This is a genomic window from Pseudomonas sp. p1(2021b), from assembly GCF_020151015.1.
In the GTDB taxonomy this organism is placed as follows: Bacteria; Pseudomonadota; Gammaproteobacteria; order Pseudomonadales; family Pseudomonadaceae; genus Aquipseudomonas; species Aquipseudomonas putida_K.
The window spans coordinates 4,605,644-4,617,339 of the sequence record NZ_CP083746.1 but is presented as its reverse complement, the minus strand read 5'-3'; the positions used below and the strand labels follow the sequence as shown (position 1 = coordinate 4,617,339).

Sequence of the window (11,696 nt, the reverse complement as noted above, 5' to 3'; positions counted from 1 at the left end):
TGGGACAGTTGCCCAGTATACAGGCTGTGGGCTCGCGCGGGCCTCATCGCCGGCGCTACAGCCAGTGGGGTCAGTGGCCGGCAGTCTTGGAGAACAGCTGGATCACCACCACGCCACCGACGATCATGGCCATCCCCAGCATGGCCGGCACATCCAGCTTCTGCCCGTAGATCACCAGGGCGGCGACGCTGATCAGCACGATGCCCAGGCCCGACCAGATGGCGTAGGCGATACCTACCGGAATGCTGCGCACCACCAGCGTCAGCATCCAGAACGCCACGGCATAGCCGCAGACCATCAACAGCAACGGCAATGGCGTGCTCAAGCCTTTGACTGCCTTCATGGAGGCGGTGGCGATGACTTCGGCACAGATGGCAATGGCCAGGTAGGTGTAGGCATTCATGATCGGGGTCCTCCGTTGCTGGCTGGGCATTCTAGACTTTCGTCGGATGCGGTAAAGTCATTACCTATCTGCTATGGAGATAGGTTTCATGGCCCAACGCTGGGATCTCGACCAACTGCGCACTTTTTTACGGGTCACCGAGCTGCGCTCGTTTTCCGCTGTCGCCAGGGAGCAGCACAAGGCGCAATCGGCGATCAGCAATGCTATCGCGCTGCTGGAGGCCGATCTGGGCGTGACCTTGTTCGAGCGCAGCAGCGGCCGCCAGCCGCGCCTGACCGAAAGCGGGGCGGCCCTGCTCGAGGATGCCCGCGAGCTGCTGCGCCAGTGCGAGCGCCTGGACGGCCGGGCCATGGCCCTGATGCGCGGCCAGGAGGCCTTGCTGCGTGTGGCCCAGGATGAGGCCATGCCCTACCAGCCGGTGATCGACAGCCTCGACGAGCTGGCCAGACGCTTCCCCTTCCTGGAAGTGCAGGTGGCCAGCGGCGCCCAGGGCGATGTGGCGCGTAAGCTGGTGGAGCGTCGTGCCGACCTGGGGTTGTTCTTTCATCACGAGCGCATCCCTGCGTCGCTGGAGCGCCGTGCCCTGGGCAGTGTGGAGATGGTCACCGTATGTGCAGTGGACCATCCGCTGGCGGGTGAACGGCAGGTGACTCGCCAGCAGTTGGCCCGCCACCGGCAGTTGTTGATCACCCCGCAACAAAGCGGTTACCCCGGAGGTGAAGCGATCAGCCCGCAGGTGTGGCGCGCCGACAGCTTCTACGCCATGGCCGAGCTGCTGATGCGTGGGCTGGGTTGGGCCTGGCTGCCAAGGCATGTGGTGCAGTACCCGACCTACCAGGCGCAGATGGTCGAACTCGACAGCGAGTGGCGCCCGCCCGCGCTGGTCGTCGAACTGGCCTGGCGCCGCGACCAGCCCCTGGGGCCGGCGGCGCAGTGGTTGGCGGAACGCTTTGCCGTGCACCTGCGGGCCATTGGCTGAGGACCGGTTCCCGACAGGCCTTTTCGCACAGTTCCTAGTACACTGCGTCGCCATGAACAGAACCCTCTATACCTTGCTTTTCCACCTGGGCCTGCCACTGGTTGCGCTGCGCCTGTACCTGCGTGCGCGCAAGGCGCCGGCCTACGGCCAGCGCATCGCCGAGCGCTTCGCTTGCAAGCTGGCGCCGATGCGCCAGGGCGGCATCTGGGTGCACGCGGTGTCGGTGGGCGAAAGCATCGCTGCCGCGCCGATGATTCGTGCCCTGCTCAAGGCCTACCCGGACCTGCCGATCACGCTCACTTGCATGACGCCCACCGGTTCGGAGCGGATCCGTGCGATGTTCGCTGACGAGCCGCGTATCCAGCACTGCTACCTGCCTTATGACCTGCCCTGGGCGGCGGGACGCTTTCTCGATCATGTCCGGCCGCGGCTGGGCATCATCATGGAGACCGAGCTGTGGCCCAACCATATCCACCAGTGCGCCAAACGCGGCATTCCTGTGGCCCTGGCAAATGCGCGGCTGTCCGAGCGCTCGGCCCGTGGCTATGCACGTTTCGCCGGCCTGACCCGGCCGATGCTGGCCGAGATGAGTCTGATCGCAGTGCAGACCGAGACCGAGGCGCAGCGTTTCCGCAGCCTGGGGGCGCGGCCTGAGTGTGTGCAGGTGACTGGTTCGATCAAGTTCGACCTGGAGGTCGACGCGCAATTGCAGCCTCGCGCGCGTGACCTGCGTGAGCAATGGGGCGCCGGGCAGCGCCCGGTGTGGATCGCCGCCAGTACCCACGAGGGTGAGGATGAATTGATCCTCGAGGCTCATCGGCAATTGCTACAGGTTCATGGCGATGCGCTATTGGTGCTGGTGCCGCGCCATCCCGAGCGGTTCGATACGGTGCATGCCTTGTGTGACGCACAGTTCGCCACCGTGCGCCGTTCTTCCGGCATGCCGGTGCAGGCCCAGACCCAGGTCTTGCTCGGCGATACCATGGGTGAGCTGCTGTTCCTCTATGCCCTGGCCGACATTGCCTTCGTGGGCGGCAGCCTGGTGCCCACCGGCGGGCACAACCCGCTGGAGCCGGCGGCACTGGCGCTACCGGTACTGACGGGCCCGCACGTGTTCAACTTCCTGGAAATCAGCGCGATGCTGCGCGAGGCAGGGGCGTTGCAGGAGGTGGACGATGCCAGCGGCCTGGCCGGGGCGGTGCGTCGGTTGGTCGAGCTGCCTCAGGATGCCCGGCGCATGGGCGAGGCGGGCAGGGCGGTGATGCTGGCCAACCAGGGGGCGTTGCAGCGGCTGTTGGATGGGCTGGGGGAATTGTTGTGAGCGTTCGTCGGAGCTGATTCTGTGCCGGTGGGATCGCGCGCCGCCCGCGCGGCGCTCGATCTCACCAGCACCGCTCACCTCGCCCCCCCCCCCCCGCTCAAGGCCTGCGTTCGAAGTTCTTGGCCGCCGCCGCGGCCAGGTCCGGCGGCAGGAAGTCCTTGTCCGGGTTGTAGTCGGCTTTCAGGTAGCGCCCCAGGTCCTGCAGGTCCTGCGGGCTGAGGGTACCAGCGGCCTGTTTCAGGCGCAGGTTGTCGAGGATGTAGTCGTAGCGGCTGTTGTTGTAGTCGCGCACCGAGGTGTACAGCTGGCGCTGGGCGTCGAGCACATCGACGATGTTGCGAGTGCCGACCTGGTAGCCGATCTCGGTGGCCTCCAGGGCACTCTGGTTGGAGATGATCGACTGCTTGCGTGCCTGCACCTGCTCCACGTCGGTATTCACCGCCCGGTGCAGGTTGCGGGTGTTTTCCACCACCTGGCGACGCAGGCTTTCACGTTGCTGCTCGCTCTGGCTCAGGCGCTGGTAGGCCTCGCGCACCTGGGAGCTGGTCAGGCCGCCGCTGTAGATCGGGATGTTCAGCTGCAGGCCGATGCTGGTCTGCTCGACATCGCCGCTGTAGCGCACGCCGGGCTGCGGGTTGGAGAAGCCCAGGCTGTCGTTGTCGCCCTTCTGGTAACGGGCCACCGCATCCAGGGTCGGTGCATGGCCGGCCTTGCGCTGGCGCAGGGTCTCCTCGGCGGCGGTGACGGCATGGTTGGTGGCCAGCAGGTTGAGGTTCTGCCGTGCCGCAGTCTCGACCCAGGCCTTGGCGTCGTTGGGCGTGGGCACTTGCACCGGCAGGGTGTGGACCACGCCCTGGAGCGAGGCGTATTCGCGGTTGGTCAGGGTCACCAGGGCCTCGAAGGCGTCCTGGACCTGGCGCTCGGCGATGATCCGGTTGGCCCGGGCGGTGTCGTAGCTGGCCTGTGACTGCAGCACGTCGGTCTTGTCCGAAAGTCCGACGTCGAAGCGTTCGTTGGACTGGTCCAGCTGGCGTTTGAAGGCGGCTTCCTCGGCCTTGGTCGAGGCCAAGTTGTCCTGGGCACGCAGCACCGCGAAATAGTTTTCGGCGGTTTGCAGGATCAGGTTCTGTTCGGTCGCGGAAAGCTCCAGGGCGGCCTGCTCGTTGACCGCTTCGGCAGCCTGTAGCTGGAACCAGCGGTCGGCGCGGAAGATCGGCTGCGCCAGGGTCGCGTTCCACGAGTTGCCGCTGCGGTTGGAGGTGACCGAAGGTTCATCGAACTTGGTGCGGGTGTTCATCATCTCGGCGCCGGCCGACAGGTTCGGCAGCAGCCCTGCACGGGCCTGGGGCACCACTTCGCGGCGAGCGCCATAGTCGGCACGGGCGGCGGCAAGGTCGGCGTTGTTGTCGACCGCTTCCTGGTAGACGCTGATCAGGTCGGTCTTCACCGTCGTGGGCACATCCACTGCCCAGACCACTCCGTTGGACGCACAAGACACGGCAATCGCCAGTGAGAGTTTGCGCAGCATAGGGCAATCCTTGTACGAAATTTAATTACTGAACTGTTGAGTATCGAACGATGGCCCAGTGTAGTGCCCCGTGCCTCGGCCAACAATCGTCCCGGTGCCTTTCATCATCCTGGCATTTACCCGCTTGGCTTTGCTGGCCACTTGAGTCTAGACTGCGCATGTTCTTGTCGGGGTGCCTTGAATCGAAGGCTGAGATCGGACAGTTCCGGATCCCGTTGAACCTGATCAGGTTAGCGCCTGCGTAGGGAACAAGATTGCTCGCTTTCCCGGCGAGATCTTGTGCCAGGTCCGGGATTGTCGAAGCTCACGCTCAAGGCACCTCCGTGTATCCGGCACCAGCACCGTCCCAGGTGCAATCCGCGCCCCCTTCAGGTTCTCCCCGACATTCCACGCTGTCTGGAGAGCCTGTGATGAGCCAACAAGAAAAATCGATCCACCTCAGCGAGTCGGCGCAAGTCGACCAGCAGTCCGTGCAACCGTTCCCCCGTTCGCGCAAGGTCTATGTCGAAGGTTCGCGCCCCGACATCCGCGTGCCGATGCGTGAAATCAGCCTGCATGACACCCCCACCGATTTCGGCGGCGAGCAGAACGCCCCGGTGCTGGTCTATGACACCTCCGGGCCGTACACCGACCCGAACGTCGTCATCGATGTACGCAAGGGCCTGGGTGACGTCCGTTCGGCGTGGATCGAGGCTCGCGGCGACACCGTGCGCCTGGACGGCCTGAGCTCGAACTTCGGCCAGCAGCGCCTGAACGATGCCGACCTGGCCAAGCTGCGCTTCGCCCATGTGCGCAACCCGCGCCGTGCCAAGCCCGGTGCCAACGTCACCCAGATGCATTACGCGCGCCAGGGCATCATCACCGCCGAGATGGAATACGTCGCCATCCGCGAGAACATGAAGCTGCAGGAAGCCCGCGCCGCTGGCCTGCTCGACCAGCAGCATGCCGGCCATAGCTTCGGTGCCAGCATTCCGAAGGAAATCACCCCCGAGTTCGTCCGTGAAGAAATCGCCCGTGGCCGCGCGATCATTCCGGCCAACATCAACCACCCGGAGCTGGAGCCGATGATCATCGGCCGCAACTTCCTGGTGAAGATCAACGGCAACATCGGCAACAGTGCCCTGGGCTCCTCCATCGAGGAAGAAGTGGCCAAGCTGACCTGGGGCATTCGCTGGGGCTCGGACACGGTCATGGACCTGTCCACCGGCAAGCACATCCACGAGACCCGCGAATGGATCATCCGCAACTCGCCGGTGCCGATCGGTACCGTGCCGATCTACCAGGCCCTGGAAAAGGTCGGTGGCGTCGCCGAAGACCTGACCTGGGAGCTGTTCCGCGACACCCTGATCGAACAGGCCGAGCAGGGCGTGGACTACTTCACCATCCACGCAGGCGTGCTGCTGCGCTATGTGCCGCTGACCGCCAAGCGCGTGACCGGTATCGTCAGCCGCGGCGGCTCGATCATGGCCAAGTGGTGCCTGGCGCATCACAAGGAAAACTTCCTGTACACGCATTTCGATGAGATCTGCGAAATCATGAAGGCCTACGACGTCAGCTTCTCGCTGGGCGACGGCCTGCGCCCGGGCTCGATCGCCGATGCCAACGATGCGGCCCAGTTCGGTGAGCTCGAGACCCTGGGCGAGCTGACCAAGATCGCCTGGAAGCATGACGTGCAGTGCATGATCGAAGGCCCCGGCCACGTGCCGATGCAGCTGATCAAGGAGAACATGGACAAGCAGCTCGAGTGCTGCGACGAGGCGCCGTTCTATACCCTCGGCCCACTGACCACCGACATCGCACCGGGCTACGACCACATCACCTCCGGCATCGGTGCGGCGATGATCGGCTGGTTCGGCTGCGCCATGCTCTGCTACGTGACGCCCAAGGAACACCTGGGTCTGCCGAACAAGGATGACGTCAAGACCGGCATCATCACCTACAAGATCGCAGCCCATGCCGCTGACCTTGCCAAGGGCCACCCGGGCGCGCAGATCCGTGACAACGCGCTGTCCAAGGCGCGCTTCGAGTTCCGCTGGGAAGACCAGTTCAACCTCGGCCTGGACCCGGACACAGCCCGTGCGTTCCATGACGAAACCCTGCCCAAGGAGTCGGCCAAGGTGGCGCACTTCTGCTCGATGTGCGGGCCGAAGTTCTGCTCGATGAAGATCACCCAGGAAGTGCGCGAGTACGCCGCCAACCAGCGTATCGAGGCGACCGATGTCTCGGTGGAGGAGGGCATGCGCGAGCAGGCCGAGCGGTTCCGCCAGGAAGGCAGCCAGCTGTACAAGAAAGTCTAGGCAGGTTGAGGGGCCGCTTCGCGGCCCTTTCGCGGCACAAGGCCGCTCCTACAGGGGCAGCGCAAGGTTCACGCCCGGCGCGGTCCCTGTAGGGGCGGCCTTGTGCCGCGATTCGAGGACGTAAGTCCTCGCCAAGAACATCAATAACATCCCGGCGAGCGCCTTCATGAGCACACCCAGCCATTTCTCCCCGGACCATCCGGTCCCCCACAGCCAGCGCCAATTCGGTGCCCGCGACCTGTTTTCCCTCTGGTTCTCCCTCGGCATCGGCCTGATGGTCCTGCAGGTCGGTGCCCTGCTGGCGCCCGGCCTGGGCCTGTCGGGGGCGGTCCTGGCCATCGTCCTGGGCACGGCGGTCGGTGTACTGTTGCTGGCCGCCGCCGGGGTGATCGGCAGCGACACGGGCCTGTCGGCGATGGCCACCCTGCGCCTGACCCTGGGTCGCCATGGCGCGCGCCTGCCGGCGCTGCTCAACTTGCTGCAGCTGGTCGGCTGGGGCTCGTTCGAGATCATCGTCATGCGTGATGCCGCCAGCCTGCTGGGCGCTCGTGCCTTCGGCGAAGGCAGCGCCTGGACCAGCCCGGTGCTCTGGACCCTGTGCTTCGGCGCCCTGGCCACCTTGCTCGCCGTCAGCGGGCCGCTGGCCTTCGTGCGCAAAGTGCTGCGCAAATGGGGGATCTGGCTGCTGCTTGGCGCCTGCCTGTGGCTGACCTGGAACCTGTTCGCCAAGGCCGACCTGGCTGGGCTGTGGCAGCGGGCCGGCGATGGTTCGCTGTCGCTGGCGGTCGGTTTCGACATCGTCATCGCCATGCCGCTGTCGTGGTTGCCGCTGATCGCCGACTACTCGCGTTTCGGCCAGCGCGCCAGCCGTGTGTTCGGCGGCACGGCACTGGGCTTTTTCATCGGCAATGCCTGGCTGATGAGCCTGGGTGTGGCCTACACCCTGGCGTTCGCGCCCAGCGGTGAAGTCAATGCGCTGCTGCTGGCCCTGGCCGGAGCAGGGCTGGGCATTCCACTGTTGCTGATCCTGCTGGACGAATCGGAAAACGCCTTCGCCGATATCCATTCGGCGGCGGTGTCCACCGGCCTGCTGGTACGCTTGAAGGTCGAACACCTGGCCCTGGCCATCGGCGTGCTGTGTACCCTGGTCGCGCTGCTGGCGCCCTTGGCCCAATACCAGAACTTCCTGTTGCTGATCGGCTCGGTGTTCGCGCCGCTGTTCGGCGTGGTGCTGGTCGACCACTTCGTCGTTCGTCGGCGGCAGCTGCCGGTGCTGGTGGCCGGGCTACACTGGCAGGCACTGCTGGCCTGGGCGGTGGGCGTGGCGGCGTATCACCTGATGGCCAATGTCGCGCCGGAGCTGGGGGCGACCCTGCCAGCGCTGCTGCTGGCAGGGGGGCTGCATGGCCTGCTGAGCCTCAGCCGCGGCCGGGAAACAGCTCGGGCCTGAGCACGCCGTTCAGGCGCGGGTAGGGAATCTTCAGCTCGATGTGGCCCATGGAATAGGGCGCGATGGCATAGACCTCGTACTTGACCACGACCGCACCGTAGGTCAGGGCCACATGGGGGGACTTGCGGAACGGCCAGGTCTTGGCGAACTCCGGGTCCTTGTCCATGCCGGTGCTGATCATCCAGGCGCGGTGGGACTCTTCCACGGTCTTCCAGAAGGTGTCTTCCTGGCCTGGCAGGAGCATGTCCTGCAGGGTCAGGACCTTGTCCAGCTTGCGTGAGTAGTTGATGAAACCGCGCCCGGGCATGCCGTGGGCGCCGCCGCTGTCCAGGTAGCTGGACAGCTCGATGATCACCAGCCCGTCATGCTGCTCGCGTACCTTGGCTTGCAGGTAGCTGCTGTTGCGCTTCTCGGCGCTGGCCAGGTACTGCTGTTCGTAGGCCTGCAACGAAGTGGGCGCGCTGCTGCGCTGGTTGTCTTCGGTCAGCTGCAACAGGCGTTTTTCGACGATGGCGTCGAGCTTGGGCAGGGCCGGGAAGTGGATGGTGTCGATGTTCACCAGTGGGCAGTCGCTCTCGCTGCAGCCGGGCTTGACGTGTTCCCAGGCGTCGCGCTTGACCTCGAGCGGGGCTCGGTAGTTGGGCTCGAACAGGCTCTGGCAGGCGCCCAGGGCCATTGCCAGCACGGCCACGGAAGTCAGTTTGACAAGCGTCATGATGATCCTTGCAGAACAAAGGGAGTCGGCCTTTGACCGTCGGCGAAGCCGTCGGTTCGCCACTAAGCTAACAGAGTACAGAGGCTCTGTCCCGGCTGCCTGAGCGGTCGCCGGAAAGGGGTGAAACACGGCGGCACGCAGAGTAGGATGGCGCGATGCGGTAAACGAGGTAACGAGGATTTCCATGTCAGACACGTTGAATTCGCAACCCAAGGCGGTCGAGATCGTCGAACGGGCCAATTGCTTCCAGGGCTTCTACCGGCTCGACAAGCTGCGCCTGCGCCACGAACTGTTCGCCGGTGGCCTGGGCCGTGAGATCAGCCGCGAACTGTTCGTGCGCCACGACGCAGTCTGTGTGCTGCCGTACGACCCGTTGCGCGACGAAGTGGTGCTGATCGAGCAGTTCCGCGTCGGAGCCATGGGCAAGGTGGAAAACCCCTGGCTGATCGAGATGGTCGCCGGGCTGATCGACAAGGACGAGCAGCCCGAGGAGGTCGCTCACCGCGAGGCCGAGGAAGAAGCGGGCCTTACGTTCAGCGCGCTGTGGCCGATGACCCGTTACTTCCCATCCCCCGGTGGCAGCGACGAGTACGTGCACCTGTTCCTGGGACGTTGCAGCAGCGAAGGCGCTGGAGGGCTTCACGGTCTGGAGGAGGAGGGCGAGGACATCCGTGTACGCGTCTGGGCCTTTGAGGATGCCTTGCAGGCCGTGCGCGACGGGCGCATCTGCAACGCCGCGACCATCATCGGCCTGCAATGGCTGGCGCTGAACCGCGACGAAGTGCGAGGTATGTGGAAGTGAACCTGTTGCGCGAGCGCTACCGGGTCGACCTGGCCGGGCTGCAGGCCGCCTGCGAGGCCAACTATGCCCGCCTGATGCGCCTGTTGCCGGACATGCGCACCACCCAGAGCTCGCGCCGCATCGGCATGACCCAGGGCGACCAGATGCTCGGCGTGCTGGTGCTCGATGTGCTGCTGGCCTGCCCGTACACCACCACCCTGCGGGTGCGCCAGGAGCACAGTCTGCCGTGGCTGCCGGTGCCGCATCTGGAGGTGCAGGTGTACCACGACGCGCGCATGGCCGAGGTGGTCAGTGCTGAACACACCCGGCGCCTGCGCAGCATCTACCCGTACCCCAACGCAGCGATGCACCAGCCGGACGAGAAGGCCCAGCTCAACCTGTTCCTGGGCGAATGGCTGAGCCACTGCCTGGCCTGTGGTCATGAACTGGAAGCCGTTCGCTGAAATGTGATGCAGGTCGGGCAAGGCCCTTTGCCCGATGCGTGCAGGCAGCCGATAATCGCCCTGAATCCGTTCGAGGAGACGGCCCTTGCCGCAGCCCAACCACGCCCAAGACCCGGCGCCGCTTCATGTGGTGCAACTGACCGATGCCCACCTGTTCGCCAGCCCTGGCGGCACCTTGCTGGGCATGAATACCCGAGACAGCCTGCGTCATGTGGTCGAACAGGTGCGCCGCGAGCAGCCGCGCATCGACCTGCTGCTGTGCACGGGCGACCTTTCCCAGGATGGCAGCGTTGCCTCCTACGAAGCTTTTCGACACGTGAGCGCTTCGCTTGGCGCACCGAGCCGCTGGCTCCCGGGCAACCATGACGAGGCCCGGGTGATGGCCGAGGTGGCCCAGGGAAGCGACCTGGTGCAGGCGGTGACCGACCTGGGTGCCTGGCGCATCGTCATGCTCAATTCGAACGTGCCCGATGCCACCCACGGTTGGCTCGCCGACGACCAGCTGGCCATTCTGGACCAGGCATTGGCCGCTGCCGGTGAGCGGCATTGCCTGGTGTGCCTGCATCATCAGCCGGTGGATATCGGTTGTGCCTGGATCGCCCCGATCGGGCTGCGTAATGCCGATGAACTGTGGGCGCGCCTGCATGGTTATCCACAGGTCAAGGCGGTGCTCTGGGGACATGTCCACCAGCCGTGGGATGAACAACGTGATGGTATCCGCCTGTTGGCCACGCCATCGACCTGCATCCAGTTCGCGGCCCGCAGCGAGGACTTCCAGGTCAGCGAGGAGCAGCCGGGTTATCGCTGGCTGCGCCTGCATGGCGATGGGCGGGTGGAGACGGGTGTTGAGCGGGCGCGGGATTTCGAGGTGAAGCTGGACTTCGACAGCCCGGGATACTGAAGCTTGAAATGTCCCTGTGAATGCCTGCCTGGCCCGTTCGCGGGTAAACCCGCTCCCACAGGCTCACTGTCAAATCTGTGGGTTTACCCGCGAACATGAGCGATCTACTCGCGGTTGAAGAATGTGTTGCGAAAAGTCCGATGCGACGCCAAAACCCGGTGAACGCGCTACACTGCGCGTCCCCGCGCCCGCATGGACGGGTGCACAGCAGTCGATACCGAGGGGCAGCATGTCGGGTTCCATCCTCTATATCCATGGTTTCAACAGCTCGCCGCTGTCGAAGAAGGCACGCCAGCTCGAGGCGGTGATGCAGGCCCTGGGCCTGGCCGGGCAACTGCGCGTGCCGGCCTTGCATCATCACCCGCGCCAGGCCATCGCCCAGCTGGAAGCGGCCATCGCCGAGCTCGGTACCCCCTTGCTGGTGGGGAGTTCGCTCGGTGGCTACTATGCCACCTACCTGGCCGAGCGCCATGGCCTGAAGGCCCTGCTGATCAACCCGGCGGTCGGGCCGCACCGGCTGTTCGACGGCTACCTGGGTACCCAGCGCAACCTGTACACCGACGAATCCTGGGAACTGACCCTGGACCATGTACAGGCCTTGGCCGAACTCGAAGTGCCGCCGCCCCAGGACGCCAGCCGCTATCAGGTATGGTTGCAGACGGCCGACGAAACCCTGGACTATCGCCAGGCCGAACGCTATTACCAGGCTTGTGCCTTGCGTATCCAGGCCGGCGGCGACCACAGCTTCCAAGGCTTCGCCGACCGTCTGCCGGCCCTGCTGGCCTTCGCCGGCATTGCCCGCGGGCAGTATGCGACCCTCGATTTTTCTGTATTTTGACCTTTTTTGCATTCACCAG

11 protein-coding genes and 1 riboswitch are annotated in these 11,696 nt (G+C 65.0%); of the genes, 8 read left to right on the top strand and 3 right to left on the bottom strand.

Translation table 11 applies throughout. The features are described from left to right. Nucleotides 1–70: 70 nt before the first annotated feature. Entirely contained in the window at nt 71–403 is a 333-nt protein-coding gene (locus K8374_RS21480) for a DMT family transporter (protein WP_084854115.1), read from the bottom strand. A gap of 88 nt (nt 404–491) precedes the next feature. Here K8374_RS21480 and K8374_RS21475 point away from each other — a divergent pair, with 88 nt between their 5' ends. Continuing rightward, complete coding sequence (locus tag K8374_RS21475; protein WP_224457114.1) at nt 492–1,382, top strand: LysR family transcriptional regulator; 891 nt, start codon at nt 492–494, stop codon at nt 1,380–1,382. A gap of 52 nt (nt 1,383–1,434) precedes the next feature. Then, nucleotides 1,435–2,703 carry a lipid IV(A) 3-deoxy-D-manno-octulosonic acid transferase gene (gene waaA, locus K8374_RS21470; RefSeq protein WP_224457113.1) on the top strand — a complete coding sequence of 423 codons (1,269 nt, stop codon included), beginning with the start codon at nt 1,435–1,437 and terminating at the stop codon, nt 2,701–2,703. Between the two features lie 97 nt (nt 2,704–2,800). On the opposite strand, the gene K8374_RS21465 is transcribed toward waaA, so the two are convergent. Continuing rightward, nucleotides 2,801–4,231 carry a TolC family outer membrane protein gene (locus tag K8374_RS21465; protein WP_224457112.1) on the bottom strand — a complete coding sequence of 477 codons (1,431 nt, stop codon included), beginning with the start codon at nt 4,229–4,231 and terminating at the stop codon, nt 2,801–2,803. A gap of 158 nt (nt 4,232–4,389) precedes the next feature. Then, a riboswitch (TPP riboswitch) is annotated at nt 4,390–4,496 on the top strand. 145 nt (nt 4,497–4,641) lie between these two features. Between K8374_RS21465 and thiC the strand changes: the two genes are divergently transcribed. Then, on the top strand, nt 4,642–6,528 hold the full coding sequence (gene thiC, locus K8374_RS21460) for a phosphomethylpyrimidine synthase ThiC (protein WP_070090502.1): 1,887 nt from the start codon (nt 4,642–4,644) through the stop codon (nt 6,526–6,528). A gap of 166 nt (nt 6,529–6,694) precedes the next feature. Then, the gene (gene cytX, locus K8374_RS21455; RefSeq protein ID WP_224457111.1) at nt 6,695–7,978 is read left to right on the top strand and encodes a putative hydroxymethylpyrimidine transporter CytX; all 1,284 of its coding nucleotides are present in this window, start codon (nt 6,695–6,697) and stop codon (nt 7,976–7,978) included. On the opposite strand, the gene K8374_RS21450 is transcribed toward cytX, so the two are convergent. Beyond that, complete coding sequence (locus K8374_RS21450; protein WP_224457110.1) at nt 7,947–8,693, bottom strand: RsiV family protein; 747 nt, start codon at nt 8,691–8,693, stop codon at nt 7,947–7,949. The genes cytX and K8374_RS21450 overlap by 32 nt on opposite strands. A gap of 184 nt (nt 8,694–8,877) precedes the next feature. Here K8374_RS21450 and K8374_RS21445 point away from each other — a divergent pair, with 184 nt between their 5' ends. The 4 genes from K8374_RS21445 to K8374_RS21430 all read left to right on the top strand — a co-directional run bounded on the left by K8374_RS21445 (nt 8,878) and on the right by K8374_RS21430 (nt 11,677). Continuing rightward, nucleotides 8,878–9,495, top strand: a complete 618-nt coding sequence (locus K8374_RS21445) for an NUDIX domain-containing protein (RefSeq protein WP_084854127.1) — start codon at nt 8,878–8,880, stop codon at nt 9,493–9,495. After that, on the top strand, nt 9,486–9,938 hold the full coding sequence (locus K8374_RS21440) for a DUF1249 domain-containing protein (RefSeq protein ID WP_084854129.1): 453 nt from the start codon (nt 9,486–9,488) through the stop codon (nt 9,936–9,938). The genes K8374_RS21445 and K8374_RS21440 overlap by 10 nt, the downstream gene beginning before the upstream one ends. A gap of 85 nt (nt 9,939–10,023) precedes the next feature. Beyond that, nucleotides 10,024–10,839: a 3',5'-cyclic-AMP phosphodiesterase gene (gene cpdA, locus K8374_RS21435; protein WP_224457109.1), complete on the top strand. Its 816-nt coding sequence runs from the start codon at nt 10,024–10,026 to the stop codon at nt 10,837–10,839. Between the two features lie 229 nt (nt 10,840–11,068). Continuing rightward, nucleotides 11,069–11,677: a YqiA/YcfP family alpha/beta fold hydrolase gene (locus K8374_RS21430; RefSeq protein WP_224457108.1), complete on the top strand. Its 609-nt coding sequence runs from the start codon at nt 11,069–11,071 to the stop codon at nt 11,675–11,677. Nucleotides 11,678–11,696: the final 19 nt, after the last annotated feature.

Excerpts from the sequence above, each read along its gene's own strand:
- K8374_RS21480 (WP_084854115.1), bottom strand. The coding sequence starts at position 403 with ATGAATGCCTACACCTACCTGGCCATTGCCATCTGTGCCGAAGTCATC.
- K8374_RS21475 (WP_224457114.1), top strand. The coding sequence starts at position 492 with ATGGCCCAACGCTGGGATCTCGACCAACTGCGCACTTTTTTACGGGTC.
- waaA (WP_224457113.1), top strand. The coding sequence starts at position 1,435 with ATGAACAGAACCCTCTATACCTTGCTTTTCCACCTGGGCCTGCCACTG.
- K8374_RS21465 (WP_224457112.1), bottom strand. The coding sequence starts at position 4,231 with ATGCTGCGCAAACTCTCACTGGCGATTGCCGTGTCTTGTGCGTCCAAC.
- thiC (WP_070090502.1), top strand. The coding sequence starts at position 4,642 with ATGAGCCAACAAGAAAAATCGATCCACCTCAGCGAGTCGGCGCAAGTC.
- cytX (WP_224457111.1), top strand. The coding sequence starts at position 6,695 with ATGAGCACACCCAGCCATTTCTCCCCGGACCATCCGGTCCCCCACAGC.
- K8374_RS21450 (WP_224457110.1), bottom strand. The coding sequence starts at position 8,693 with ATGACGCTTGTCAAACTGACTTCCGTGGCCGTGCTGGCAATGGCCCTG.
- K8374_RS21445 (WP_084854127.1), top strand. The coding sequence starts at position 8,878 with ATGTCAGACACGTTGAATTCGCAACCCAAGGCGGTCGAGATCGTCGAA.
- K8374_RS21430 (WP_224457108.1), top strand. The coding sequence starts at position 11,069 with ATGTCGGGTTCCATCCTCTATATCCATGGTTTCAACAGCTCGCCGCTG.